This window comes from Paracoccus pantotrophus, assembly GCF_008824185.1.
In the GTDB taxonomy this organism is placed as follows: Bacteria; Pseudomonadota; Alphaproteobacteria; order Rhodobacterales; family Rhodobacteraceae; genus Paracoccus; species Paracoccus pantotrophus.
Genome location: NZ_CP044425.1, coordinates 385,818 through 410,021, shown reverse-complemented (window position 1 = coordinate 410,021; position 24,204 = coordinate 385,818). Strand labels below are relative to the sequence as shown.

At 68.8% G+C, this 24,204-nt stretch carries 24 protein-coding genes, 3 pseudogenes and 1 riboswitch; of the genes and pseudogenes, 14 read left to right on the top strand and 13 right to left on the bottom strand.

Annotated features, from left to right (window positions below; genetic code table 11):
- Window positions 1-9: 9 nt before the first annotated feature.
- The 6 genes from ESD82_RS09850 to ESD82_RS09825 form a co-directional block, all read right to left on the bottom strand.
- Window positions 10-873: a branched-chain amino acid ABC transporter permease gene (locus tag ESD82_RS09850; protein ID WP_147429237.1), complete on the bottom strand. Its 864-nt coding sequence runs from the start codon at window positions 871-873 to the stop codon at window positions 10-12.
- The gene (locus ESD82_RS09845; protein WP_147429238.1) at window positions 873-1,586 is read right to left on the bottom strand and encodes an ABC transporter ATP-binding protein; all 714 of its coding nucleotides are present in this window, start codon (window positions 1,584-1,586) and stop codon (window positions 873-875) included. Before ESD82_RS09845 ends, ESD82_RS09850 begins: the two co-directional genes overlap by 1 nt.
- Window positions 1,583-2,302 (bottom strand): ABC transporter ATP-binding protein, encoded by a 720-nt coding sequence (locus tag ESD82_RS09840; protein WP_147429239.1) that lies wholly within the window; start codon window positions 2,300-2,302, stop codon window positions 1,583-1,585. The genes ESD82_RS09845 and ESD82_RS09840 overlap by 4 nt, the downstream gene beginning before the upstream one ends.
- The gene (locus tag ESD82_RS09835; protein WP_147429240.1) at window positions 2,302-3,567 is read right to left on the bottom strand and encodes an ABC transporter substrate-binding protein; all 1,266 of its coding nucleotides are present in this window, start codon (window positions 3,565-3,567) and stop codon (window positions 2,302-2,304) included. Before ESD82_RS09835 ends, ESD82_RS09840 begins: the two co-directional genes overlap by 1 nt.
- 262 nt (window positions 3,568-3,829) lie before the next feature.
- Window positions 3,830-4,303: a DUF6644 family protein gene (locus ESD82_RS09830; RefSeq protein WP_028710286.1), complete on the bottom strand. Its 474-nt coding sequence runs from the start codon at window positions 4,301-4,303 to the stop codon at window positions 3,830-3,832.
- Between the two features lie 5 nt (window positions 4,304-4,308).
- Entirely contained in the window at window positions 4,309-4,695 is a 387-nt protein-coding gene (locus ESD82_RS09825; RefSeq protein ID WP_024843411.1) for a DUF6152 family protein, read from the bottom strand.
- A 222-nt stretch (window positions 4,696-4,917) separates the two neighbouring features.
- On the opposite strand from ESD82_RS09825, the gene ESD82_RS09820 reads away from it, so the two are divergent.
- The 11 genes and pseudogenes from ESD82_RS09820 to ESD82_RS22515 form a co-directional block, all read left to right on the top strand.
- The gene (locus tag ESD82_RS09820) at window positions 4,918-7,290 is read left to right on the top strand and encodes a penicillin G acylase (RefSeq protein WP_147429241.1); all 2,373 of its coding nucleotides are present in this window, start codon (window positions 4,918-4,920) and stop codon (window positions 7,288-7,290) included.
- A gap of 117 nt (window positions 7,291-7,407) precedes the next feature.
- Window positions 7,408-8,262 carry a PaaX family transcriptional regulator C-terminal domain-containing protein gene (locus tag ESD82_RS09815; RefSeq protein WP_147429242.1) on the top strand — a complete coding sequence of 285 codons (855 nt, stop codon included), beginning with the start codon at window positions 7,408-7,410 and terminating at the stop codon, window positions 8,260-8,262.
- A gap of 143 nt (window positions 8,263-8,405) precedes the next feature.
- A complete protein-coding gene (pcaF, locus tag ESD82_RS09810) occupies window positions 8,406-9,611 on the top strand; it encodes a 3-oxoadipyl-CoA thiolase (protein ID WP_147429243.1) in 1,206 nt (401 codons plus the stop codon).
- Between the two features lie 18 nt (window positions 9,612-9,629).
- On the top strand, window positions 9,630-10,619 hold the full coding sequence (paaA, locus tag ESD82_RS09805) for a 1,2-phenylacetyl-CoA epoxidase subunit PaaA (RefSeq protein ID WP_024843407.1): 990 nt from the start codon (window positions 9,630-9,632) through the stop codon (window positions 10,617-10,619).
- A gap of 55 nt (window positions 10,620-10,674) precedes the next feature.
- Window positions 10,675-10,959 carry a 1,2-phenylacetyl-CoA epoxidase subunit PaaB gene (paaB, locus tag ESD82_RS09800; protein WP_011751029.1) on the top strand — a complete coding sequence of 95 codons (285 nt, stop codon included), beginning with the start codon at window positions 10,675-10,677 and terminating at the stop codon, window positions 10,957-10,959.
- Complete coding sequence (paaC, locus tag ESD82_RS09795; protein ID WP_024843405.1) at window positions 10,959-11,813, top strand: 1,2-phenylacetyl-CoA epoxidase subunit PaaC; 855 nt, start codon at window positions 10,959-10,961, stop codon at window positions 11,811-11,813. The genes paaB and paaC overlap by 1 nt, the downstream gene beginning before the upstream one ends.
- Before the next feature lie 6 nt (window positions 11,814-11,819).
- Window positions 11,820-12,341 (top strand): 1,2-phenylacetyl-CoA epoxidase subunit PaaD, encoded by a 522-nt coding sequence (gene paaD, locus ESD82_RS09790; protein ID WP_028710288.1) that lies wholly within the window; start codon window positions 11,820-11,822, stop codon window positions 12,339-12,341.
- A 31-nt stretch (window positions 12,342-12,372) separates the two neighbouring features.
- Window positions 12,373-13,449, top strand: a complete 1,077-nt coding sequence (gene paaE, locus ESD82_RS09785; RefSeq protein ID WP_147429244.1) for a 1,2-phenylacetyl-CoA epoxidase subunit PaaE — start codon at window positions 12,373-12,375, stop codon at window positions 13,447-13,449.
- 22 nt (window positions 13,450-13,471) lie between these two features.
- Window positions 13,472-14,224, top strand: a complete 753-nt coding sequence (locus ESD82_RS09780; RefSeq protein WP_024843402.1) for a Phenylacetic acid catabolic protein — start codon at window positions 13,472-13,474, stop codon at window positions 14,222-14,224.
- A gap of 77 nt (window positions 14,225-14,301) precedes the next feature.
- Entirely contained in the window at window positions 14,302-16,362 is a 2,061-nt protein-coding gene (paaZ, locus tag ESD82_RS09775; RefSeq protein ID WP_147429245.1) for a phenylacetic acid degradation bifunctional protein PaaZ, read from the top strand.
- A gap of 92 nt (window positions 16,363-16,454) precedes the next feature.
- Window positions 16,455-16,664: pseudogene (locus ESD82_RS22515) on the top strand (hypothetical protein); the annotation flags it as partial.
- A gap of 151 nt (window positions 16,665-16,815) precedes the next feature.
- On the opposite strand, the gene ESD82_RS09765 reads toward ESD82_RS22515, so the two are convergent.
- From ESD82_RS09765 to ESD82_RS22610, 5 genes are all read right to left on the bottom strand, one after another.
- A complete protein-coding gene (locus tag ESD82_RS09765; protein ID WP_147429246.1) occupies window positions 16,816-17,244 on the bottom strand; it encodes a pseudoazurin in 429 nt (142 codons plus the stop codon).
- A gap of 11 nt (window positions 17,245-17,255) precedes the next feature.
- Window positions 17,256-18,026: an ABC transporter ATP-binding protein gene (locus tag ESD82_RS09760; RefSeq protein WP_147429247.1), complete on the bottom strand. Its 771-nt coding sequence runs from the start codon at window positions 18,024-18,026 to the stop codon at window positions 17,256-17,258.
- Window positions 18,023-19,072, bottom strand: coding sequence for a FecCD family ABC transporter permease (locus ESD82_RS09755; protein ID WP_024843397.1), 1,050 nt, complete (start codon window positions 19,070-19,072; stop codon window positions 18,023-18,025). The genes ESD82_RS09760 and ESD82_RS09755 overlap by 4 nt, the downstream gene beginning before the upstream one ends.
- A complete protein-coding gene (locus ESD82_RS09750; protein WP_024843396.1) occupies window positions 19,069-20,079 on the bottom strand; it encodes an ABC transporter substrate-binding protein in 1,011 nt (336 codons plus the stop codon). The genes ESD82_RS09755 and ESD82_RS09750 overlap by 4 nt, the downstream gene beginning before the upstream one ends.
- A 94-nt stretch (window positions 20,080-20,173) precedes the next feature.
- Window positions 20,174-20,376: riboswitch (cobalamin riboswitch) on the bottom strand.
- Entirely contained in the window at window positions 20,371-20,565 is a 195-nt protein-coding gene (locus ESD82_RS22610) for a short-chain fatty acyl-CoA regulator family protein (protein ID WP_167521748.1), read from the bottom strand. Its footprint overlaps the riboswitch before it by 6 nt.
- Before the next feature lie 393 nt (window positions 20,566-20,958).
- On the opposite strand from ESD82_RS22610, the pseudogene ESD82_RS22605 reads away from it, so the two are divergent.
- The 3 genes and pseudogenes from ESD82_RS22605 to ESD82_RS09735 form a co-directional block, all read left to right on the top strand.
- Window positions 20,959-21,090: pseudogene (locus ESD82_RS22605) on the top strand (hypothetical protein); the annotation flags it as partial.
- 22 nt (window positions 21,091-21,112) lie between these two features.
- Window positions 21,113-21,343, top strand: a complete 231-nt coding sequence (locus ESD82_RS22600; protein WP_249038352.1) for a hypothetical protein — start codon at window positions 21,113-21,115, stop codon at window positions 21,341-21,343.
- 148 nt (window positions 21,344-21,491) lie between these two features.
- Window positions 21,492-22,174: pseudogene (locus tag ESD82_RS09735) on the top strand (isocitrate lyase); the annotation flags it as partial.
- Between the two features lie 113 nt (window positions 22,175-22,287).
- Here ESD82_RS09735 and xrtE read toward each other — a convergent pair.
- Both xrtE and ESD82_RS21790 read right to left on the bottom strand, forming a co-directional pair.
- Window positions 22,288-23,976 (bottom strand): exosortase E/protease, VPEID-CTERM system, encoded by a 1,689-nt coding sequence (gene xrtE, locus ESD82_RS09730; protein WP_167521747.1) that lies wholly within the window; start codon window positions 23,974-23,976, stop codon window positions 22,288-22,290.
- Window positions 23,973-24,200 carry a hypothetical protein gene (locus tag ESD82_RS21790; protein ID WP_024843390.1) on the bottom strand — a complete coding sequence of 76 codons (228 nt, stop codon included), beginning with the start codon at window positions 24,198-24,200 and terminating at the stop codon, window positions 23,973-23,975. The genes xrtE and ESD82_RS21790 overlap by 4 nt, the downstream gene beginning before the upstream one ends.
- Between the last annotated feature and the right edge of the window lie 4 nt (window positions 24,201-24,204).

Genomic DNA, 24,204 nt, shown 5'->3' with positions numbered 1-24,204 from the left:
GGCGCCCTTTCAGTCGATGGCTCGGGGGAACAGTCCGCGCGGGCGGACCATCAGGATCAGCACGAAGGCGACATGCCCGGCCAGGATCTGCCACTCCGGGTTGATCGCCGCGCCCATGGTCTGGGCCAGGCCGATCACCACGCCCCCGGCCAGCGTGCCCCAAAGACTGCCCAGCCCGCCGATGATCACCGCCTCGAAGGCATAGAGCAACCGCGCCGGCCCGATGGACGGGTCGAAATTCGCCCGCGTGCCCAGGTAGAGCGCGGCGATGGCGGCGACGACCAGGGCGATGCCGGTGGCCATGGCGAAGATGCGCTGCGGCCGGATGCCCATCAGCTGCGCCGTCACCGCATCGTCCGAGGTGGCGCGGAAGGCGCGTCCCAGCGCGGTGCGATAGAACAGCAGGTTGAGCCCCAGGATGACCGCGACCGCCGTGGCCAGGGTCATCACCGGCATGACGCCCATCTGCACCGGCCCGACCGCGACCGAGGCGGCCTCGACCGGCCCCGCCGCCAGCTTGCGGCTGTCGGCGGTGAAGGCGGCAAGCAGCCCGTTCTGGATCACCACCGACAGCCCGAACGTGACCAGCAGCGGCGGCAGGATGTCCTCGCCCAGCACGCGGTTCAGCAGGCGGGTCTGCAAGAGCCATCCCAGCGCGAACATCAGCGGCATGGCGATCAGCGCCGCGGCAAAGGGGCTCATGCCCGTCGCCGTGCCGAGGCCGAGGATCAGATAGGCGCCCAGCACGATCAGGTCGCCATGCGCCAGGTTCACCAGCCGCATGATGCCGAAGACCAGGCTGAGCCCGGCGGCGAAAAGCGCATAGAGCCCGCCCAGCAGCAGGCCCTGCACGATCGTATCCAGCGAAAACATCAGTGGGTCGCTCCGAAATAGGCGTCGTGGATGGCGTCGCGCGACAGCTCGCCCGGCCGGCCGGACAGGGTGATGCGGCCCTCCATCATGCAATGCACGTAATCGGCCACCTTCAGCGCCTGGCCCACGTCCTGCTCGATCACCACGATCGAGGCGCCGCCGGCGCGGATCTCGGGGAAGGCGGCATAGATCTCGCGGATCACCACCGGGGCGAGGCCGAGGCTGAGTTCGTCGCAGAGCAGCACGCGCGGATTGGACATCAGCGCCCGGCCGATGGCGACCATCTGCTGCTGGCCGCCCGACAGCGCCGTGCCGGGATGGTCGCGCCGCTCGCGCAGGGCGGGGAACAGGCGATAGACGCTTTCCAGGTTCCAATGCCCGGCGGTGCGGCGCGCATGGGCGCCGATCAGCAGGTTCTCCTCGACGCTGAGCGAGGGGAACAGCCGCCGCCCCTCGGGCACCATGGCGATGCCTGCCATCAGGATGTCGGGTGCGGCGGTGCAGGTGATGTCGCGCCCGTCCAGCCGGACGCGGCCGGCGCTGATGCGGGCGATGCCGGTGATCGCCCGCATCAGGGTGGTCTTGCCGGCGCCGTTGGCGCCGATGATGGCGACGACCTCGCCCGGTTCCAGCGCCAGGTCGACGCCGAACAGCGCCTGGAAATCGCCGTAATGCGCGGTCAGGCCGGACACCGACAGGATGGGGTCGCTCATGCCTCGGCCCCCAGGTAGATCTCGCGCACCTCGGGTGCGTTCATCACCGTGCGGACATCGCCCATCATCAGCAGCCGGCCGAAATTCAGTACGATCAGCCGGTTCACGACGCTGTTGAGCGCATGCAGCACATGCTCGATCCAGACGATGGCGGTGCCCTCGGCGTGGATGGCGCGGATGGTGGCGACCAGTTCGACGCATTCGGCATCGGTCAGCCCGCCGGCGATCTCGTCCAGCAGCAGCACCCGCGGCCGCGTCGCCATGGCGCGCGCCAGTTCCAGCCTCTTGCGGCTGAGCAGCGGCAACCCGCCTGCGGGACTGTCGGCCACGCCGGCCAGCCCGGTGCGGCGCAGGATGTCCATGCAGAATTCCGGCGCCTCGGCCGCCGCGAGCCCGCCGCCGAACCGCGCCGCGACCAGCAGGTTTTCATAGCCCGACAGGTGGCCGAAGGGCTGCGGGATCTGGAACGAGCGGCCGATGCCCGCCGCGCAGCGCGCCATGACCGAATCGGCGCTGACATCGCGCCCGTCCAGCAGGATCTGCCCGGCATCGGGCCGCAGGTTGCCGGTGATCAGGTTGAACAGCGTCGATTTCCCGGCGCCGTTCGGGCCGATGATGCCAAGCGCCTCGTCCGGTTGCAGATCGAAGCTGACATCGTCGGTGACCTTCAGCGCGCCGAAGCTTTTCGACACGGATCGCAACGAAAGCAGGGCCATCACGCCAAGGTCCGGAGGCTGTCGCCCAGCGGGATCTGGGATGCGAGAGCGTTCTCGACGATCACCAGGTCGAAGCTGCCGTCCTGCATGCGGCGCCATTGCCCGCCGACCAGCGGCGTCTTGGCGACGTTCCTGCGGGCGAATTCGGGCACGTTCTCCTGTCCCCAGGCGACGCGGCCGACCACGGTTTGCAGATCGGTGGCGGCGATGGCCTCGGCCAGCGCATCGCCGTCGGTCGGGTCGTCCGTGCGGCGGATGGCGTCGGCGGCGACCTCGAACTGCGCATGGACGAAGCCGGCGGGCTGGGTCCATTGCCGCTTCGCCGCCGCCTCGAAATCGCCGGCCAGTTCGCCTGCGCTCTGCCCGGTCAGCGACGAGCGGAACGGGTGCTGCGGCGACCACCAGACCTCGGCGGTCAGGTTGTCGCCCAGCTCGCCAAGCGCGGCGACGCTTTCGGGGAACAGCAACGCCTTGGCGACCGAAACCAGCTTGGGCCGGTAGCCCTGCTGCCGGGCCTGGGTCCAGAAGGTGGTGAAATCCGGCGGGATCGGGATGCCGACCAGGATCTCGGCCTGCGCCTGCTTGAAGGCGCTGATCTGGGCGCTGAAATCGTCGGTCAGGTTCTGGTAGCGGCCGGGATCGGTCAGCCTGTAGCCGGCCGCGGCCAGCGCCGGCGGCATGCCCACCGCCGAGGACCAGGCATTGCCGTCGCTGTCGTTGGGCCACAGCGCGCCGACGGACTTGTTGGTCTGAACGGCGTCCCACATGTTCATGAAGACCCGGACATTGTCCTCGAGCCCCCAAAAGAAGTGATAGACATAGTCGAATTCCTGCCAGCTGCCCGGATCGGCGGGGTTGCCCTGCTGGCCGATGAACCAGGGCTGCCAGGGCGCCACGGTCGAGATCACCGGGATCTCCTCGGATTCCGCCACGCTGCAGACCGGGTTGGTCGTCTCGGGGGTCGATGCCACCAGGATCAGGTTCACCTCGTCGCGGCTGATCAGCTCGCGCGCCACCTCGGCGGCGCGGTTGGGATTGGACTGGCTGTCCTTGACGATGACCTCGGCATCGAGGCCAAGCCCCGGCGCCGCGGCCAGGAACTGCCGGACCATGAAATCGTCCGCGGCGGAAAAGGCCGAAAGCGGCCCGGTCTGCGGGCTGACATAGCCGATCCTGATCGCCTTGCGCTGCGCCAGTGCCGGGCGCGCCAGCCCCAGCCCGGCCAGGGCCGAGCCCGAGGCGATGAATGTCCGTCTGTTGAGCATTGCCAAACCTCCCATGATCCGCCGCATGCCGTTGCGGGTCCGGCCCTCCTCCGACCGGCGCTTGCGGCAAGCGTCCTGAAGCGGCACTCTATCTCGGGTAAGGTTGCCATATTATCGCATGGTCGCGCAGAAATATGCCCTTGGGTTATATCTCTGCGGATCGCATCCAGGGGGCCGGCCCGTATGGACGGCAGGTCCGGCGAGGGCGCGTCGGCCCGTCCAATACCGGCGTTTCAGGGATTCCCGATCCTGCCGCGCGCCGTCACAGAAAGCCGATCCAGCGCCCCGCCAGCAGCACGGACAGCCAGATCGCCAGCGAAAGCGCCGCCAGGATACGGGCATCCAGGCCGGGCGTCCCGGTCTCGACGGCCTGTCGCCAACCCTTGCCGGCATGTTGCAGGGCGACGACCAGAAGGCCAAGCGCGATCAGCGCGATTTTCCAGCGAAAGGCGGCATTGGCCAGGTAGTCGCGGGCCGCGACCGACCACAGGACCGGCCCGGTCGCAAGGGTGATGGCCAGCCCCATCCCCGCCGCGCGCGACAGAAAGGGCGCCAGCACGCGCAGCGCGCCGCCGCGGACGATCCCGACAAGGCGCAGGTCCAGCGGAACGATCGCGCCCAAGAGCAGCGCGACGCCCAGGATATGCGTGGCGTTCACCACCATATAGAGATGGCCCGACCGGCGCAGCGCCGCCGCCAGCGCGGTGCCCTCGGCCCAGGCCGCGAGTTCCTGCACGGGCCTTAGTCCGCCTGGATACGCTCGGGATACATGTCGTAATTCTGCCCGTCGATCACGATGCGGACGGCCTTCATATGCGCGCTTTGATCCTGGTTGCGATTGCCGATCACCGTGATCGCATCGCCGGGCCCTGCCGTGTCGGCGGTAAAGCCCGAACGGGCGGTCTGGTTGGGATTGCCCAGGTCGACCTGCCAGACGGTGCCCTGGGCATCGCGGACCTGGATCGTAGGATGGGGCGGGTTCATCGAGACGCTTTCGACGGTTCCTTCCAGCGTCGTCTGTTCGCCCTCGGCCCATGACCAGCCGTGATGCGCAAGCAGGGGTGCGGCGCCCAGCGTCAGCGCAGCGGCGAGCATGATCGAGGGAAGGATGCGGGCGTGATTCTGCATGTCGGACCTCTTTGGGAAATGTTGGTCGGGACTGCCGCGGGCCGTGGCGGCCGCCCCACCATGATCGGCCAGCCTGCGGCGGTCGGCGCTGACAATCGCGTGAACGGCCCGATCCCCTGCCGGCCGGCTGAGCGGGCATCCCTAATTAATTGACCGACCGAACGGTTAACGATAAGCCTTGCCACGCGCCGGAGGAGGCGCTTGCACCTGGAGGAGAATACCATGTTCAGGTCTTCGTTTGGCCGCCTGCTGCTGTCGGCCGGCCTTTCTGCCCTTCTGGCCTGTCCGGCCCTGGCCGACACAAGGGTCGAGATCATCCGCGACAACTGGGGCGTGCCGCATGTCTATGCCGACGACGTGCATGGGCTTTACGCGGGCTTCGGCTACAGCGTGGCGCAGGACCGGCTGTTCCAGATGGAGATGGCGCGGCGCTCGGTCCTGGGCGAGGTGGCCGAGGTGCTGGGCATCGAGCGGCTGCCCTTCGATATCCAGACCCGGGCCATGTTCGACCATGCCGAGATCCGCCGCCAGATCGAGGCGCTGGCGCCGGAGGAGCGCGACATCCTGCGCGGCTACGCGGCGGGCTTCAACCTGTGGGTGGACCGGGTTCTGGCCGAACCGGCCGAGCTGATGCCCAGGCAGTTCAACGATTTCGGCTTCAAGCCCCGCCGCTGGACCGAGTTCGACGTGGCGATGATCTATGTCGGGACCATGGCCGGCCGCTTTTCGGGCTACAGTTCCGAATTGGCCAATGCCAGGACGCTGGCCGAGCTGGAGGCGCAATTCGGCGCCGAACAGGCGCGCGCAGTTTTCGACCAGATGTTCTGGGACGAAGATCCGCTGGCCCCGACCACCGTGCCCGAGGGCGAGCAATACCAGCGCAAGGCCGGGCTGACCCCGCCTTCCGCCAGCGGCTTTGCCGAATTGCTGCACGCCGGCGCGCTGCCCGGCGATGATGAGCGCCCGCGTGCCAGCAACCTGTGGATCGCCGGGCCGCAAAAGACCACCGACGGCAGCACCATCCTGATCAACGGCCCGCAATTCGGCAATTTCAACCCGTCCTATGTCTTCAGCATCGGGCTGCACGGCGCGGGGTTCGACCTGACCGGCAACACGCCCTTTGCCGTGCCCAACGTCCTGTTCGGCACCAACGGCACCATCGCCTGGGGCGCCACCGCCGGGCCGCGCGACGTGAACGACTATTACCGGCTGGAGCTGAACCCCGAGAATCCGCGGCAATACCGCGCCCACGACAGCTGGAAGGAGATGACGGCCCGCCGCGAGACCTTCCGCGTCAAGGGCCAGCCCGAGGTCGAGACCACGGTCTGGGAAAGCGATTACGGCGTGGTCGGCCAGATCGATCCCGAAACGGCGACCGCCTATGCCTTCAACCGCGCCTGGAAGGGGCAGGAGATCTCGACCCTCATGGCCTGGGTGAACTCGACCAAGGCGCAGAATTACCAGGAATGGCTGGACCAGGCGGAAAAGGTCGCGACCACGATCAACTGGTATTACGCTGACCGGGACGGCAATATCGGCTATGTCTCGCCCGGCCATGTCCCCGTCCGCGCCGAAGGCCATGACCAGCGGCTTCCGGCCCGGCCGGGCAAGGACGACTGGCAGGGCGTGCGGCCCTTTGCCGATGCGCCCAAGGCCTATAACCCCAGCCAGGGCTGGATCGCGAACTGGAACAACCGCTCGGCCAAGGGCGATGCCGCGAATTTCGAGGCCACGCCCTGGGGCAGCGCCGACCGTGTGGTCGAGATCACCGCGCGGCTCGACGCCAAGGACAAGCTGACACCCGAGGAGGTGTGGAACATCAACCGCGAGATCAGCTTTCTCGACATCAACGCGCGCTATTTCCTGCCCTTCATCCTCGATGCGGCCGAGGGCATCGACCCGCAAAGCCAGCGCGCCGAACTGGTCGAGATCCTGCGCAACTGGGACGGGCAGCAGATCCGGGCCGAGGACGGCCGCGCGACCAGCCCGGCGGTGGGGCTGTTCCAGGCCTGGCTGGACGTGATGGTCGAGGACGTGCTGCGCGACGACAGCCCGGCGATCCCGCCGGCGATCCTGTACAACCGCATCTCGCGCGCCGCGCAGATGCTGCACAACGCGCTGCTGGGCGAGCGGGCCGGCGTGCCGCAGACCCATGATTTCTTCAACGGCGCCGACGCGGCCGGCCGCAAGGAGATCATCCTTGCCTCGCTGGACAAGGCCGCGGCGCGGCTGGCCGACAGGTTCGGCAGCCAGGAGCCGGCCGACTGGCGCATCGAGATCAAGCAGCACGTGTTCGAGACCAGCAACTACCTGGGCATCCCGCAGGCCGGCGAGGACGAGGTCCGCGCCATCGGCACCGCGATGAACCGCGGCACCGAGAACAACCGGATCACCTTCCGCGACGGCAAGGCCGAGTTCTGCGCCGTGACCCCGCCGGGCCAGAGCGGCTTCATCGGCCCCTCGGGCGAGGCTTCCCCGCATTACGAGGACCAGTTGGCGCTTTACGAGGGCTTCGATTGCCGCCCGCAGGCGCTGACCCGCGATGAGGTCGAAGCGGCCGCCGTGTCGCGCGAGACCATCGCCGTCCCGCGGTAAGGCCCGGCCGGCCATCGCGACGGGTGGCCGGCCTCCGCGCCCGATGCTGGGGCAAGCCGCATTGCGCATGACCGCTTTCCCGGCTTCTATGGCAGCGGCGGCGGATGGCGGGGAAACATGCGGCAGGGCGGAATGGCCGAGCGCGGGCTGATCGACGGGATATTGCAGGGGATGGCGCTGCGTTCGGCCGCCTTCATCGTCACCGTCTATGGCGACGTGGTGGTGCCGCGCGGCGGCGTCTTGTGGACCGGCACGCTGATCGAGGTCTGCGAGCGGGTCGGCATCAGCGAATCGCTGGTGCGCACCGCCGTCTCGCGCCTGGTCGCCGCCCACCGGCTGCGCGGCGAGCGGCTGGGGCGGCGCAGCTACTACCGGCTGGACGCCTCGGCCCAGCGGGAGTTCGACCAGGCGGCGGGGTTGCTCTACAAGGCCGAGGTGCCGGCGCAGGGCTGGCAGATCCTGCACGCCCCGGACCTGACCGAGGACGAGGCCCGCCACCAGCGCATGGGCCATATGGGCGGCGCGGTCTTCATCCGGCCCGACCGCGGCCAGCCGCTGCCGGAAGGCGCGCTGGTCTTTCGTGCCCCGGACCCGCCCGAACTGGGCCGGATCGGGCAGTTCTGGGATCTCTCGGTGCTGCATCAGCGTTATCTCGACATGCTGGCGCGCTTTGCGCCGCTGGCCGAGGCGGGCGCGGCGCTGTCGGACGAGATGGCGCTGATCGCGCGGCTGCTCTTGGTGCATGACTATCGCGGCGTGCTGCTGCGCGACCCCCGCCTGCCGCAGGCCGCCCTGCCGCCGGACTGGAAAGGGCACGAGGCGCGGGCGCTGTTCCGCCGCCTCTATCGCCAGCTTTCCCCGGCGGCGGAACGCTGGATCGGGGCGCAATTCGAAGGCAGCGACGGCCTCCTGCCGGAAAAGACCGCGGAAAGCGAGGCGAGGCTGGCCGACCTGTCCCGCACAACAAGTTGAGAAGAACGGATTATTTTTTGCGCCCCAAAACATCACACGACTGACCAAATTTTTCTTTCTTTGTGATGTTTTGGATTGTATAAGTTGACCAACCGGTCGGTGAATTGGAGAATCATCGGCCGTTGCCAAAAAGGGGAGAGAGCATGCAGGACGCCTTCATCTGTGACGCGGTGCGCACGCCGATCGGCCGCTATGGCGGGGCGCTGGCCTCGGTCCGGGCGGACGACCTGGCCGCGGTGCCGCTGAAGGCGCTGATGGAGCGCAACCCCGGCGTGGACTGGGCGGCGGTCGATGACCTGATCTATGGCTGCGCCAACCAGGCGGGCGAGGACAACCGCAACGTGGGCCGCATGGCGGTGCTGCTGGCGGGCATGCCCATCGGCGTGCCGGGAACCACGGTGAACCGGCTTTGCGGCTCGGGCATGGATGCGGTCGGCATGGCGGCGCGGGCGATCAAGGCGGGCGATTGCGATTTCGTCATCGCCGGCGGCGTCGAAAGCATGACCCGCGCGCCCTTCGTGATGCCCAAGGCGGAAAGCGCCTTTTCCCGCGCCAATGCGGTCTATGACACCACCATCGGCTGGCGCTTCGTCAACCCGGCGATGAAGGCGCGATACGGCATCGATTCGATGCCGCAGACCGCCGACAACGTCGCCGCCGATTTCGCCGTCAGCCGCGCCGACCAGGACGCCTTTGCCGCCCGCAGCCAAGCCCGTTGGGAAGCGGCGCAGAAGGCCGGCGTCTTTGCCGACGAGATCGTGCCCGTCACCATACCGCAGAAAAAGGGCGAGCCGGTGGTCTTCGACACCGACGAGCATCCGCGCCCCGGCACCACGGCCGAGGTGCTGGCCAAGCTGAAGGGCGTGAACGGCCCTGACCTGACGGTGACGGCCGGCAATGCCTCGGGCGTCAACGACGGCGCCGCGGCGCTGGCGATCCTGTCGGGCGAGGCCGCGAAGCGCCACGGCCTGACGCCCAAGGCACGCATCGTTGCCATGGCCGCGGCCGGCGTCGAGCCCCGGATCATGGGCATCGGCCCGGCGCCGGCGGCAAAAAAGGTGCTGGCGCGCGCGGGACTGACCATCGAGCAGATGGATGTGATAGAATTGAACGAGGCCTTCGCCAGCCAGGCGCTGGCGACCTTGCGCGACCTTGGCCTGCCCGACGATGCCGCCCATGTGAATCCGAACGGCGGTGCCATCGCGCTTGGCCACCCGCTTGGCATGTCGGGGGCCCGGCTTGTGACGACGGCGATGTATCAGCTGCATCGCACCGGCGGGCGCTATGCGCTTTGCACCATGTGCATCGGCGTGGGGCAGGGCATCGCGCTGATCCTCGAACGCGTTTGACCCAGGGAGAAGTTTGCCATGTATGCCCAGCTTGTGAAATCCGAAGGGATGAAGGCCCGCGAGGAGATGACTCCCCAGGAGATCGCCTTCCAGGAGCGCATCGACCGCGGCGAGAAGATCGAGCCCAAGGAATGGATGCCCGAGGGCTATCGCAAGACGCTGATCCGCCAGATCGGCCAGCACGCGCATAGCGAGATCGTCGGCCAACTGCCCGAGGGCAACTGGATCACCCGTGCCCCCACGCTGGAGCGCAAGGCGATCCTCTTGGCCAAGGTGCAGGACGAGGCCGGGCACGGGCTCTATCTCTATTCGGCGGCCGAGACGCTGGGCGTCTCGCGCGACGAGCTGATGGAGCTCTTGCATGCCGGCAAGATGAAATATTCCTCGATCTTCAACTATCCGACGCTGACCTGGGCGGACATGGGCGCGGTGGGCTGGCTGGTCGACGGCGCGGCGATCATGAACCAGGTGCCGCTGCAGCGCACCAGCTATGGTCCCTATTCCCGCGCCATGATCCGCATCTGCAAGGAGGAAAGCTTCCACCAGCGCCAGGGCTATGCGGTGATGATGAAGCTGGCCCAGGGCACGCCGGCGCAGAAGCGCATGGCGCAGGACGCGCTGAACCGCTTCTGGTATCCGGCGCTGATGATGTTCGGGCCTTCGGACAAGGATTCGGTGCATTCGGCGCAGTCGATGGCCTGGAAGATCAAGATCAACACCAATGACGAGCTGCGGCAGAAATTCGTCGACCAGACCGTGCCGCAGGCGGAATACCTGGGCCTGACCGTCCCCGACCCGGACCTGAAATGGAACGAGGAAAAGGGTGGCTACGATTTCAGCGAGCCGGATTGGTCGGAATTCTTCGACGTGATCGCCGGCAACGGGCCCTGCAACAAGGACCGGCTGGGCGCCCGCGTCAAGGCCTGGGAGGACGGCGCCTGGTTCCGCGAGGGGCTGATGGCCCATGCCGAGAAGGCCGCCGCCCGCCGGGCGCAGGCCGCCGAATAACCCGTCATCGCCAGGAACACGCGCCAGTCGCAGAACCAAGTTTAGGGAGAGAACCATGTCCAAGGAATGGCCGCTCTGGGAGGTCTTCATCCGGGGCCAGCACGGGCTGAACCACCGCCATGTCGGCAGCCTGCACGCGCCCGACGCCGAAATGGCGATCATGAACGCCCGCGACGTCTATACCCGCCGCAACGAGGGCGTGTCGATCTGGGTCGTGCCCTCGGCGCAGATCACCGCGTCGAGCCCCTCGGAAAAGGGGCCGCTCTTCGAGCCCTCGAACGCCAAGGTCTATCGCCACCCGACCTTTTTCGACATTCCCGAAGAAGTGGGGCATATGTGATGCCGTCGCTGCCCGACATGAACACGCCCCAGGTGGCGGAACTGGCCCGGCGCGAGGCCGAGGCCCATCCGGCCCATCCCGCCGTGCCCCAGCCCGACGAGGGCCAGGAGGCGCTGTTCGAAACCCTGCTGCGCCTTGGTGACTCGACGCTGATCCTGGGCCATCGCGTCTCGGAATGGTGCGGCCATTCGCCGGCGCTGGAGGAGGACATCGCGCTGGCCAACGTGGCGCTGGACCTGATCGGCCAGACCCAGCTGTGGCTGGGGCTTGCCGGCGAGGTCGAGGGGCAGGGCCGCTCGGCCGACGACCTGGCCTATCTGCGCGACGCCTGGGATTTCCGCAACCTGCTGATCTGCGAGCGTCCGAACGGCGATTTCGGCCATACGCTGATGCGGCAGTTCCTGTTCGACGCCTGGCACCATGAATTGCTGAAGGGGCTGGCGGCCTCGTCGGACCCGCGCGTGGCCGAGATCGCGGCCAAGGCCGGCAAGGAGGTCGCCTATCACCTGGAACGCTCCTCCGACCTGGTGGTGCGGCTGGGCGACGGGACCGAGGAAAGCCACCGCCGGATGCAGCAGGCGCTGGACGCGCTCTGGCCCTATACCGGAGAGATGTTCCTGGGCGACGACAAGGATGCGCAGATGGCCGCGCGCGGCATTGCCCCCGATCCGGCCAGCCTGCGCGCCGGCTGGGACGCCTCGCTGCGCCATGTGCTGGGCGAGGCGACCTTGCAGATCCCCGAAAGCGATTTCGCGCATAAGGGCGGCAAGCAGGGCATCCACACGGAACATCTGGGCTACATCCTGGCCGAGATGCAGTTCCTGCAACGCGCCTATCCCGGCGCCAGCTGGTAAGGCGCCATGGCCGCTGCGACCCATCCCAGCGTCGAGCAGGTCTGGGGCTGGCTGTCCGAGGTGCCCGACCCGGAGATCCCGGTGATCAGCCTGACCGACCTGGGCATCATCCGCGGCGTCGAATGGCAGGGCGATACGCTGGTCGTCCGGGTCACGCCGACCTATTCCGGCTGTCCCGCGACCAGCATCATCAACCTGGATATCGAGACCGCGCTGCGCGGCCACGGCATCGACAAGCTGCGGCTGGAGCGCCAGATGTCGCCGCCCTGGACCACCGACTGGATCACGCCGGAGGGCCGGGAAAAGCTGCGCGCCTATGGCATTGCCCCCCCCGTGGATGGCACGGCGGCGGACGGGGTGCTGGCCGGGCGCATCGCCCGGATGACCGGCGCCAACCTGACCATCGCCTGCCCGCGCTGCGGCTCGACCAATACCGAAAAGATCAGCCAGTTCGGCTCGACCCCCTGCAAGGCGAATTATCGCTGCAAGGACTGTCTGGAACCCTTCGACTATTTCAAATGCCTGTAAGAAGGCGACCCGCTTCAGGAAGGATACCCCCATGGCACGCTTCCACCCGCTGAAGGTCATCGACGTGCGCCGCGAGACGCGCGACGCGGTGGTCGTCACCCTGGCGCCCCGCGACGAGGACCGCGCGCTGTTCGACTTCACCCAGGGCCAATACCTGACCTTCCGCCGCGATTTCGACGGCGAGGAGCTGCGCCGCTCCTATTCGATCTGCGCCGGCAAGGACGAGGGCATGCTGCGCGTCGGCATCAAGCGCGTCGATGGCGGCGCCTTCAGCACCTGGGCCAACGAGAACCTGGCGCCGGGCGACGAGATCGAGGCGATGCCGCCGATGGGCAAGTTCTTCACCCCGATCGAGCCCGAGGCGGAAAAGCAGTATCTGGGCTTTGCCGCCGGCTCGGGCATCACGCCGGTCCTGTCGATCATCAAGACCGTGCTGGCGCGCGAGCCGCGCGCGCAGTTCACGCTGGTCTATGCCAACCGCCAGATCAACACCATCATGTTCCGCGAGGAGCTGGAGGATCTGAAGAACCTCTATCTCGGCCGCTTCTCGGTCATCCATGTGCTGGAGCAGGAGGGGCAGGAGATCGACCTGTTCACCGGCCGCATCGACGAGGCCAAGATGGCGGCGCTGTTCCAGCATTGGCTGGATGCCGAGGCCGTGGACACCGCCTTCATCTGCGGCCCGGAACCGATGATGCTGACCGTCGCGGCGTCCTTGCGCGACCACGGGCTGCGCGACGAGCAGATCAAGTTCGAGCTGTTCGCCTCCAGCCAGCCCGGCCGCGCCAAGGCCCGGCCCGTCTCGGCCCAGGCCGCTGGTGCCGGCGAGGGGGTCGCGGCCACCGTGACGCTGGACGGCGCCACCCGCAGCTTCCAGATGCCGCGCGAGGGCGAGACGATCCTGGAAGCCGCGCTCGCCAACAGCATGGACGCGCCCTATTCCTGCAAGGCGGGCGTCTGCTCGACCTGCCGCTGCAAGGTGCTGGAGGGCGAGGTCGAGATGGCGGTGAACCACGCGCTGGAGGATTACGAGGTCCGTGCCGGCTATGTGCTGTCCTGCCAGGCCTATCCGATCAGCGACCGCGTGGTCGTCACCTATGACGAATGATCCGGGCGCAGGAGGGGAACCCATGTCCGATACCATGAATATCGAGGACTACCTGGCGCAGGGCGGGGTGCTGACCGCGCCCGGCAACGCGCCCGCCCGCTATCGCGGCGAGCTTTTGCGGCTGATGTCGTCCTTTGTCGACAGCGAGCTGGCCGCCTCGGCCGGCTTTGCCGATGCGATCAACCTGGCCCCCGGCATCAAGGAGCGCATCGCCGCCAGCCGCATCACGCTGGAAAAGGCCGACCATGCCGAGCGCGTGCTGCGGGTGATGGCCGAGTTCGGCACCGATGCCGCGCGCTATCAGACCAGCCATGACTGGGCGGCGCGGGTCGAGCGCGATGCCGATCTGGGCACCGCGCGCCGGCCGGGCGACATGCGGCTGTCGGTGTTCCATTATCCCATCGCCGGCTGGACCGATGCGGTGGTGATGAACGTGCTGCAAGGGCTGGCGACCGGGGTGCAGATGACCGAACTGACCCGCGTCTCCTACGGTCCGCTGGCCGAGGTGTTCCGCGAGATCGCCCCGCGCGAGGCGCGCCATGCCGAGCTGGGTCTTGAGGGGCTGGAGCAGATCGCCCAGACCGAGACCGGGCGCGAGGAAGCCCGCGCTGCCGTCGCCTATTGGCAGCCGCGCGTCGCGGCCGGCTTCGGCGTGGCCCATTCGGCGCGCTATGACACGCTGGCGCGCTTCGGCCTGCGCCACAGTCCGAACGAGGCGCTGCTGGCCCGCTGGGAGGCGCTGGTGTCGGAACATCTGGCCGCGCTTGGCCTCTGAATCGGTGCTTGCGGCCGTGCCCCGACAGGCGCGGCCTTGCCGCCTGACCAAAACGAAGATTGACCGAGGAAACGCCCATGACCACTCCGCGCCGTCTTGAAAGCTATGTCTGCGGGCGCTGGACCCCCGGCGACAAGCCGGGCCAGGCCCTGCTGGACGCCGCCACCGGCGAGCCGGTGGCCGTGATCGATTCGACCGGCATCGACTTCGCCGCCGCGCTGGCCCATGGCCGCGAGGTGGCCGGGCCGAAGCTGCGCGCCATGTCGTTTCACGAACGCGCCGGCATGCTCAAGGCCCTGGGCCTGGCGCTGATGGCGCAGAAAGAGGAGTTCTACGCCGAAAGCCTGCATACCGGTGCCACCCGCGCCGACGGCTGGGTGGATATCGAGGGCGGCATCGGCACCATGCTGACCTATGCCTCCAAGGGCCGGCGCGAATTGCCCAATACCCGCGTGCTGACCGATGGCGATGTCGAGCCGCTGTCCAGGGACGGCAGCTTCAGTGCCCAGCATATCCTGACGCCGCTGCATGGCGTGGCGGTGCATATCAACGCCTTCAACTTCCCGATCTGGGGCATGTTGGAAAAGATCGCGCCGACGCTGCTGGCCGGGATGCCCTGCCTGGTCAAGCCCGCCAGCCAGACCGCCTATCTGACCGAGCTGATGGTGCGCCGCATCGTCGAGACCGGCATCCTGCCGGAAGGCGCGCTGCAACTGATCTGCGGCTCGGTCGGGGATCTGCTGGACCATGTGACCGAACAGGATGCCGTGACCTTCACCGGCTCGGCCTGGACCGGGCGCAAGCTCAAGACCCATCCGGCGATCGTCGCCAATTCCGTGCGCTTCACCATGGAGGCGGACAGCCTGAACGCCTCGATCCTGGGCCCGGACGCGGTGGCGGGCACGCCGGAATTCGACCTGTTCGTGCGCGAGGTCGCGCGCGAGATGACGGTCAAGGCCGGGCAGAAATGCACCGCGATCCGCCGCGTCATCGCGCCCCGCGCCCAGGTCGACGCCCTGGTCGCCGCGCTGGACGAGCGGCTGGGCAAGACGCCGCTGGGCCTGCCGGGCGACGAGGGGGTGCGCATGGGGCCATTGGCCAGCCTCGACCAGCGCGAGGAGGTGCGCGAGCGCATCCGCGACCTGCAGGCGGCGGCCGAGATCGTGGCGGGCGATCCCGACGCGGTGCGCGTGACCTCGGGCGATGCCGCCAAGGGCGCCTTCCTGAACCCGGTGCTGATGTATGCCGCCAGCCCCTTCCAGGCGACGGCGGTGCATGAGGTCGAGGCTTTCGGTCCCGTCTCGACGGTCATGCCCTATGACGACCTGGACGAGGCGGTGGCGCTGGCGCGGCTGGGCCGCGGTTCGCTGGTCACATCGGTCTTTACCGACGATCCCAAGGTCGCCGAGCAGGCGGTGCTGGGTGCGGCGCCCTGGCACGGCCGGGTGCTGATCGGCAACCGCGCCTCGGCCAAATCCTCGACCGGGCATGGCTCGCCGCTCGCGCCGCTGGTCCATGGCGGGCCGGGGCGCGCGGGGGGCGGCGAGGAGATGGGCGGCATTCGCGGCGTCAAGCATTACATGCAACGCACCGCCGTCCAGGGCGCGCCGCGGCTGCTCTCCGCCGTCACCGGGCGCTGGATCGAGGGCGCCGACGTGCAGCAGGGTGTGCATCCCTTCCGCAAGTCGCTGGCCGAGCTGCACATCGGCGACCAGCTGGTCACGGCGAGCCGCACCGTCACCCGCGAGGATGTCGAGCATTTCGCCCATTTCACCGGCGACACCTTCTATGCCCATATGGACGAGGCGGCGGCCAAGGCGAATCCGTTCTTCGACGACCGCGTGGCGCATGGCTACCTGATCGCCAGCTTTGCGGCGGGCCTGTTCGTCGAGCCGAATCCCGGCCCGGTCCTGGCCAATTACGGCGTGGACAACCTGCGCTTCCTGACCCCGGTCTATTTCGGCGACACGCTGCAGGTGCGGCTGACCTGCAAGGAGATCAACCCGCGCGAGAATGCCGGCCATGGCGAAGTGCGCTGGGATTGCCAGGTGACGAACCAGAAGGGCGAGGTCGTGGCGCAATACGACGTGCTGACCATGGTCGCCAAGGAATGGCCGTTGGCCCAGGCGGCGCAATAGGGCCGTCGCCTGATGCGCGAACGGACCGGCGGGACGGTGGGCGCTTGCGCCCCGCTGATCATCGGCGGAACCGTCTCGCCCGATGATCAGCCTTGCGCGGGCAGCAGGCTGCGCCGGATCGGGGCGTCCAGCGCCTTGAATGCGCCGAGTCCGCTCATGTCGTAAAGTGTGGCCCCGGCCCGCATCTTGGACTGCCGGCCGGCCGGCTGGTCGATGCGTGCGGGCTGGCCCTGAAGAACCCCGCGCCTGCGACGAGGATCGCCCCCGGCTGCAAAGCCCGCGAGCGTCCCGCCTGCCCGCAGCGCGCGCTTCCCGTGCCCTGTTTCGCCCCCCATTCCCGCCGCGCCGGGTGCCCAGGCAGATCGGTTTTCCCAGTCCCGCGCCGATGCGCAGTCCGCGGGAGGGGGCAGGCCCGCGCCGCCCTCCTGTGCTGCAATGCGACGCGGCCCCGGCTCAGTCCGCTTTTCGGCGTTCAAGGATTTCCAGCATCCTCTGGCGCGCGGCGGGGGGCAGGTCGTCGGGCAGGTCGGCCTCGGTCGCGGGCCTGTCGCCGACCTGGATCAGCATCACCATGCCCATGGTGAAATGCGGCGAGCATTTGACGCCCCAGATGCCCTCGGCGTCCAGCGTGACTTCGATTTCCTCGTCGATCTTGCCGACGAATTTCTCGCCGCCCTCGGGGATCATCCCGGCGATGGTGGCGGCATTGTGGCCGGGATCGGCGGCGATGAACCGGACCGTGTCGCCGGGCTGGACCACCAGGTAGTCCGGCTCGAAGGGCATCGGGCCGGTGGCATTGCGGTTGAGCATCCTGACCTCATGCGTCTCGGCCAGGGCGGCGGCGGGCAGCAGGCAGGCAAGAAGCGCGGCGCGAAGCAGCATGGGATGTCCCTTCAGGCAAGGCGTTGGAAGGCAAAGACCGGCCGGCCCCCGCCAGGATGGGGGATGATCTCGGCCTCGACGGCAAAGATCTCGCGGATCAGCGCCGGGGTCAGGATTTCCATCGGCGGGCCAAGCGCCACGCAGCGGCCCGCGCGCAGCACCATGATCCGGTCGCAGCGCAGCGCGTGATGCAGGTCGTGCAGCGCGATGACGGTGGTGACGGAAAGCTGCGCGACCAGGTCGAGGATGGCGATCTGGTGATGGATGTCGAGATGGTTCGTCGGCTCGTCCAACAGCAGGACGCGCGGGGCCTGCGCATGGGCGCGCGCGATATGGACGCGCTGGCGCTCGCCCCCCGACAGCGAGGCCCAGTCGCGCCCCGCCATATGCGCCATGTCCACGGCATCAAGGGCCGCCGCGACGGCGTCGTCGTCCTGGGCACCCCATGGCCGCAGCGCGCCAAGCCAGGGCGTGCGGCCCAACTCCACCGCATCGCGCACGGTGATCCGTTCGGCCGTCTCGGCCGATTGCGCGACCAGCGCCAGCCGCCGCGCGATCTGCCGCCGGCCCAGCCGGGCCATGGGACGGCCTTCCAGCCGGATCTCTCCGCGGCTGGGGCGCAGCAGGCCCGCCATCATCCCCATCAGCGTCGACTTGCCCGATCCGTTCGGCCCGATCAGGCCCAGGGTCTCGCCCGGATGCAGGCGCAGGCTGATGTCGGACAGGATCTCGCGGCCGCGCACGGCATGGCTGGCGCCGACGGCTTCCAGGATGGGCGTCATCGTTGCCTTCCCCGGATCATGACCACGGCAAAGGCGGGCGCGCCGACCAGCGCGGTGATGACGCCGATGGGCAGCACCTGGCCGGGAATGACGATGCGCGAGACGACGTCGGACAGCACCAGGAACACCGCCCCCGCCAGCGCCGTCGCCGGGACCAGCCTGGCATGGCGCGGCCCGACGAGGATGCGCATCGCATGCGGCACCACCAGCCCGACGAAGCCGATGGCCCCGGCGATCGAGACCATGATCGCCGTCGCCAGCGAGGCCGTTCCGATCAGCAGCACCTGCGTGCGCCGCAGGTCGATGCCCAGCGACGCGGCGCTTTCCGCGCCGAAGGCAAAGGCGTCGAGCGCGCGCGCATGCCACAGCGCCACCCCCAGCGCCAGCGCCGCCATCGGGACCGCGACCCAGCTGTCGGGCCAGCGCACGCCGGACAGGTTGCCCAGCAGCCAGAACATGATGCCGCGCGCCTGCTCGGCGCTGGCCGATTGCGCGATGATCAGCGCGGTCAGCGCGTTGAACATCTGCGAGCCGGCGATGCCCGCCAGGATGATGACCCCGGCGCCGCGCATCCCGGTCCCGCCGCCGGCGGCGCGCGCCAGCGCCGCCACCAGCGCGAAGGCGGTCAGCGCCCCGGCAAAGGCGCCCGCCGACATGCTGAGCAGCCCCGCGCCGATCCCCGCCACCGCGACCGTGACCGCCCCGGTCGAGGCCCCGGCCGAAATCCCCAGCAGATAGGGCTCGGCCAGCGGGTTGCGCAGCAGCGCCTGCAGGATCAGCCCCGACAGCGCCAGGCTTGCGCCGCCGCAGGCCGCGACCACCGCCCGCGACAGCCGGTAATGCCAGATCACGCTGGCATCGATCGGATCGAGCGCGGCCGAGCCAAGCCCGGCCTTGACCGCCAGCACCTCGATGACGGTGGCCAGCGGAATGCGCGTCTCGCCCACCGCCGTTCCGAAGAGCAGCGCCGCGACCAGCACGGCGGGGGCCAGCCACAGCCAGCCCCGATTGCGCCCCGTGCTGCGGGTCGCGGCGCGCGCCCTCATTTCAGGTCGAACCCGGCCAGCGAGTCAGCCAGCGATTCCAGCGCATAGATCGCGCGCACCGAGGGGTCCATCGCATTGGCCGGCATGGTCAGGATGCGGTCGTTCTTTACCGCCCCCATCTCGCTCGTCACCGGGTCCGAGGTCAGGAAATCCCGCTTGACGGCGATGTCGTCGGCCGGAAAGCGGCGCCGGTTCATCTCGGCGGCGACGATGAAGCTGGGATTGGCCTTGCTGATGGTTTCCCAGCCCACGGTCGGCCATTCCTCGGCCGAGGCGACGACGTTCCTGACCCCCAGCTTGGACATCATCCAGCCCGGCACGCCATTGGCACCCGCGACATAGGGGTCGATCTCGATCTCGGCCGAGGAATACCAGAACAGGCCCGACACCGTTTCGGGCAGGTCCAGCGCCTGCGCCCGCTCGACCGCCGCCGCCTCGCGCGCCTTCAGGTCGGCGATCACCGCGGCCCCGCGATCCTGCACGTCGAAGATCGCCGCCAGTTCCTCGATGCCCTGGTAGAGCAGCGCGGTGTCGAACAGGACCGAGCGCGCGCCGTCCATGCTTTGCGTATTGTCCTTGCCGACGCATTCGGTGGGCATGATCCAGCTGGGGATCTGCGCGTCGTCGAACATCTCGCGTGTGCCGACCACGCCCTGCGGGCCGATCATCCATTCATAGGCCGTGACCACCAGCCCAGGCTTCTTGGCCAGCACGCTTTCGAAGCTGGGGGCGTTGTCGGCCAGCCGCTCGACCCCGGCATCCGCCTCGGCAAATTCGGGCAGGACGGGGTTGATCCACAGCGCCGTGCCCGCCACCTTGTCGGCCAGCCCCAGCATGTAGAGGATCTCGGTCGTGCTTTGCCCGACGCTGACGACGCTTTCGGGCGCCTTGTCGAAAGTGACTTCGTGGCCGCAGCTGGTCAGCGTCAGCGGGTATTCGGTGGCCCCGAACGCCGCCATCGGCGCCAGGGTGAACGTGGCGATCATCGCCGTGGTGAGCCTTGGCATGATGTTTCCTTCCGCTACATCATGAACAGGCCGGATGAGCGGATGGAGACCGGGCGAATGCCGGTCGCAACCCCTCCCGAGCCGACCCGCTCGGATTGGTCAAACGTCGTCGGCAGGTCTCCTGACTGGCGGGTCACGGCAGGGATGCGGCCTTCCCATGGCGCGGGGCCACAGTGGCATTCTCGCATCCTGCTCGCCGCCTACAGTTGCGGGGGCAGTTCCGGTTCGGGACGCCTGCGGGCGCCCCGGCGGATTCCCTTTCAATTCCTTGCGGAAACCGACGCGCCTTCCCTAGCTTCTGGCGCGGGCGCTGGCAAGCGGCAGCATGGCCGGCCGGCTTGCCGCTGCCGCGCCACGGCTGCCCCCGGCCCGGTCCAGCCGCACGAAGAAGAACGGGACGCCGCGCGCCTCGGGGCGTTGCAGCGTGGACATACGATGCGCGGTCTGCTCGAAACTGGCACCGAAGCGGTGGCCCAGCAGTTCCACGTCGTAGCGCGCCGATCTGGAACCGGCGGCTGGACTGCCCCAGCAGTTCGGACAGCATCAGCTCGCCCCTGACCGGGGCGGGCAGGATGCGCACCGCGATGCCATGCGCGGCCAGCCGGCCGGTCAGCGCCATATGTGGCTCGTTGCGGTGCCGCGCCAGCGCCTCGGCCAGTTTCTCGGCCGCGCGGTCCAGCCTATCGACGTAATTGCGCCGGGCATAGAGCCAGTTCCGGACCGCATCGACCGGGCGCGATCTGCCCGACTATCTGCCGCAAACGCGCGAGATCCGGCAGGGCATCTGGCAGGCCGCCTTCGTTCCGCCGGCGCTGGAGGATCGCCGGGTCGAGATCATCGGGCTGCTGGGACCATGTCTTCAGCCATATCGAGCCCGCGATGCTGCTGAACCCGCATCAGGGCCGGATCACCGAGGCGGGCGTGCGGCTGAACATCCAGGTCTGCGTCGAATACCTGGCGCAATGGCTGTCGGGCCGCGGTGCGGTGCCGATCCGAAACATGATGGAGGATGCCGCCACCGCCGAGATCAGCCGTGCCCAGCTGTGGCAATGGCTGCGCCGCGGTCGCGCTGGAGAGCGCCGCATGGCAGGGCGATCTGATGCAAGCCGAGATCGTCGGCATCCTCGACCGGCTGGGCCCGAACGGGCTCCATCGCGGCCATTACGCCGCGGCCGCGCGCATCCTGCGAGAGGCGGCGACGGCCGAGACCTTGCCCGATTTTATCACCCTGCCGGCCTATGCCGTGCTGAACGCGCTGGACTGAGGGGCCCCGATGGACATCATCCGCACGCTTGCTCCCTTTGGCGGGCCGCTTGCCCCGGATGCCCCGCCTTGCCGCCGGCCGCGCCTGCCGATTCCCGGACCGATCATGCGGAAAGGAAGCATCATGAGCAGAAAGACCTTTTCGGCAATACATCAAATGGCTGAAGGTGGAGCCGATCATGGACGCAAACCCGATCCGCGAGGGCACGGGGCGCCGGCGCGTGATCGAGGATTGCATCGCCTCGCTGACCTTGGGCGGCGCCGACCTGTTGTGGATCGAGACCGATACGCCCAACGTGGACAAGATCGCCGGCATGGTGGCCGAGATCCGCAAGGCGGTGCCCGATGCCAAGCTGACCCATAACAACGCGCCCGGCTTCAACTGGACGCTGAGCCTGCGCAAGCAGCTGCGGGCGCAATGGCTGGCCGAGGGCCGGATCGGCAAGGCCGACCATCGTGACGGGAGTGCGCTGATGAAGCCCGATTTCGACGATACCGGCCTGGGCCGCGAGGCCGACGCCCGGCTGCAACGCTTCCAGGCCGACATATCGGCCCGCGCGGGCGTGTTCCGCAACCTGACCATGCTGCGACCTTCCACCTGACCGCCAAGCCGGTGGACGAACTCAGCCGCGGCAATTTCGGCGCGGAAAAGATGTTGGCCTATGTGCAGACCGTGCAGCGCGAGGAGATCCGCCGCGGCATCTCGGCGGTCAGGCACCAGCACGAGGTCGGCTCGGACCTGGGCGACACGTTCAAGGAGATGGTGGCGGGCGAACGCGCGCTGAAGGCGGGCGGGCATGCCAATCCCATGAACCAGTTCGCCGCAGGATAGGCCGGGATCGGGCTGCGGGTCGCCCGCCTTCGGTGGGTTCGCTCAACACCCCCCGGCCTGCCCGCGACGCCCCGATCCCTTGGGGCGTCGCTTTTCCGTCGTCGCGCCCGTGTTCAGATCAATGCCCAGTTGCCGCTGGCCGCCGCGGCGGCGAAGACCACGAGGTTCGCCGCCGCATGCGCCCATACCGCGTCGGTCAACCTGCCGCGGCGCTTGTAGACCGCGGCAAAGGCCAGCCCGGCGACGAAGGCCGCCGCGCCGCTGTCATGGAGCAGCGCGAAGGCGGCCGAGGAAACCAGAACGGCCCCTGCCTGGCCGGCCGGGCCGGGCAGTTTCAGCAGGTGGCCCAGCAGGTAGCCCCGGAAGGCCGCCTCCTCGATCAGGGGCACCAGCAGCACGGTGCCGACCAGGCGCAGGACGATCCAGCTTGCCGCCGCAAGCCCGAGCCCGGCGAAGGGCGGCGGGGCTGGCTCGGCCCCCGCAGCGACGCCGGCGGCAATCCACATGATACCGACCGCGACGCCCGCCAGCAGCGGCAGCGGATCGACGCGCCAGTCGAGCCGGGCCCAGACCGGAAGGAACAGGACCAGCCCCGCGCCCATCGCCGGCACCCGGTATGGGTAGGCCGCCTCGGGATTGGTGAAGAATGTCGATACGAAAAGCCCCGAGAGCAGCAGGACCAGCAGCGGCACCAGCATCGCGCTGACCGGATCGTGCCGGAAGGCGGCTGTCCTTGCGCCAAAGGCCGGGCCAGGTTTTTCGCCGCGCCACAGCGCCGGCACCAGATGCGCCGCGCCGATCATCCCGATGCTCAGCAGGGTGAACAGCAGCCAGCCCGCGTAGCTGTGAAAGGCATTGACCGCCAGGTCGGGCGATATGCGCGCCCCGATCCAGATCAGGGCCGCGATGCGCAGCACGTTGAGGCCGAAACTGGCCAGCAGCCCGACCGGCAGCAGCACCAGTGCCAGAGGCAGGCGCAGGCGCCGCCGCTCGAGCGCGATGAATCCGGCCATCACCAGGGTGATGAGCGCAAAGCCTTGCATGCCCGAGCATGGGTCGCCCACGCGGATGAGGAAATCGTCAAAGCCGATCACCATCTCGTTCGGGGCGGCCACGACCCTGCCGGGCAGCAGGGCAAGCAGGCGCAGCACCAGCTCGAAGGTGGCGGCGGTCAGGGGCGGCCAGCCCCAGGTGCCGTTGAAAAGCCCGGTCAGTTCCGGCGAGAGCAGCGCGATCCCCATGGCCGCCCACAGCCAGGGGCCGCCCCGGCGCAGCACCGAAAGCCAGCAGGCGATGGGCGCGGTCCCGGCCAGCGCCGCTGCGACCGAAACGGCGGCGCCCGCGGCAAGGGCCAGGGCAAGCGGCGCCAGGCTGGCGGTCATGTCGCCCCAAAGCACCGGCAGCAGCATGATCGCCAGCCCCGCCAGCATCGCGGCCGCTGCGGTGCCGGGCGACAGGTCGCCCGCGCCGATGCCGCCCGCGCCCAGGAAGCCGAACAGCTGGCGCCGCGCGGTCATCGCCAGCCCGGCAAGCAGGGCCAGGGCAAGCAGCCGTCCCAGCCCTTCGCGCAGCGCAAGGCAGGCCCGCGGCGTCTGGAAATCCGTGCATTCGATCTCGACCAGGAACTGGTAGCAGAAGGCGACGACCAGCAGCTCGCCCAGCAGCAGGGCGGCGAAAAGGCCAAGCCTGCGCCAGCCGCTTGCAAGAAGGGGCGCTTGCGGCGCCGGCGCCTCCGCCTGCCCATGATCCGGGCCGGCGCCGCCAACCGCCGCCGGGTCCGAGGGGTCGGCGCTGTCGGTCACGGGTTGGCCGAACGCCGGCGCCATTCCCAAAGCAGAAGCCCGACGATCACCGCGATCATCAGGACCGATGCACCCGCGAACAGGTCGATCTCGGGGACGCTGTGGGGTGCGGTGGCGCTTGCCGGATGGGCGGTGCCGGCATGGCTTTCCGAAGGGCCGGTCAGCGCCAGGTGGGTGCCGGCGGCGGACAGGGTCAGCAGGACCAAAAGCGCAGCATAGAACATCGAA

Excerpts from the sequence above, each read along its gene's own strand:
- ESD82_RS09850 (WP_147429237.1), bottom strand. The coding sequence starts at position 873 with ATGTTTTCGCTGGATACGATCGTGCAGGGCCTGCTGCTGGGCGGGCTC.
- ESD82_RS09845 (WP_147429238.1), bottom strand. The coding sequence starts at position 1,586 with ATGAGCGACCCCATCCTGTCGGTGTCCGGCCTGACCGCGCATTACGGC.
- ESD82_RS09840 (WP_147429239.1), bottom strand. The coding sequence starts at position 2,302 with ATGGCCCTGCTTTCGTTGCGATCCGTGTCGAAAAGCTTCGGCGCGCTG.
- ESD82_RS09835 (WP_147429240.1), bottom strand. The coding sequence starts at position 3,567 with ATGCTCAACAGACGGACATTCATCGCCTCGGGCTCGGCCCTGGCCGGG.
- ESD82_RS09825 (WP_024843411.1), bottom strand. The coding sequence starts at position 4,695 with ATGCAGAATCACGCCCGCATCCTTCCCTCGATCATGCTCGCCGCTGCG.
- ESD82_RS09820 (WP_147429241.1), top strand. The coding sequence starts at position 4,918 with ATGTTCAGGTCTTCGTTTGGCCGCCTGCTGCTGTCGGCCGGCCTTTCT.
- ESD82_RS09815 (WP_147429242.1), top strand. The coding sequence starts at position 7,408 with ATGCGGCAGGGCGGAATGGCCGAGCGCGGGCTGATCGACGGGATATTG.
- pcaF (WP_147429243.1), top strand. The coding sequence starts at position 8,406 with ATGCAGGACGCCTTCATCTGTGACGCGGTGCGCACGCCGATCGGCCGC.
- paaA (WP_024843407.1), top strand. The coding sequence starts at position 9,630 with ATGTATGCCCAGCTTGTGAAATCCGAAGGGATGAAGGCCCGCGAGGAG.
- paaB (WP_011751029.1), top strand. The coding sequence starts at position 10,675 with ATGTCCAAGGAATGGCCGCTCTGGGAGGTCTTCATCCGGGGCCAGCAC.
- paaC (WP_024843405.1), top strand. The coding sequence starts at position 10,959 with ATGCCGTCGCTGCCCGACATGAACACGCCCCAGGTGGCGGAACTGGCC.
- paaD (WP_028710288.1), top strand. The coding sequence starts at position 11,820 with ATGGCCGCTGCGACCCATCCCAGCGTCGAGCAGGTCTGGGGCTGGCTG.
- paaE (WP_147429244.1), top strand. The coding sequence starts at position 12,373 with ATGGCACGCTTCCACCCGCTGAAGGTCATCGACGTGCGCCGCGAGACG.
- ESD82_RS09780 (WP_024843402.1), top strand. The coding sequence starts at position 13,472 with ATGTCCGATACCATGAATATCGAGGACTACCTGGCGCAGGGCGGGGTG.
- paaZ (WP_147429245.1), top strand. The coding sequence starts at position 14,302 with ATGACCACTCCGCGCCGTCTTGAAAGCTATGTCTGCGGGCGCTGGACC.
- ESD82_RS09765 (WP_147429246.1), bottom strand. The coding sequence starts at position 17,244 with ATGCTGCTTCGCGCCGCGCTTCTTGCCTGCCTGCTGCCCGCCGCCGCC.
- ESD82_RS09760 (WP_147429247.1), bottom strand. The coding sequence starts at position 18,026 with ATGACGCCCATCCTGGAAGCCGTCGGCGCCAGCCATGCCGTGCGCGGC.
- ESD82_RS09755 (WP_024843397.1), bottom strand. The coding sequence starts at position 19,072 with ATGAGGGCGCGCGCCGCGACCCGCAGCACGGGGCGCAATCGGGGCTGG.
- ESD82_RS09750 (WP_024843396.1), bottom strand. The coding sequence starts at position 20,079 with ATGCCAAGGCTCACCACGGCGATGATCGCCACGTTCACCCTGGCGCCG.
- ESD82_RS21790 (WP_024843390.1), bottom strand. The coding sequence starts at position 24,200 with ATGTTCTATGCTGCGCTTTTGGTCCTGCTGACCCTGTCCGCCGCCGGC.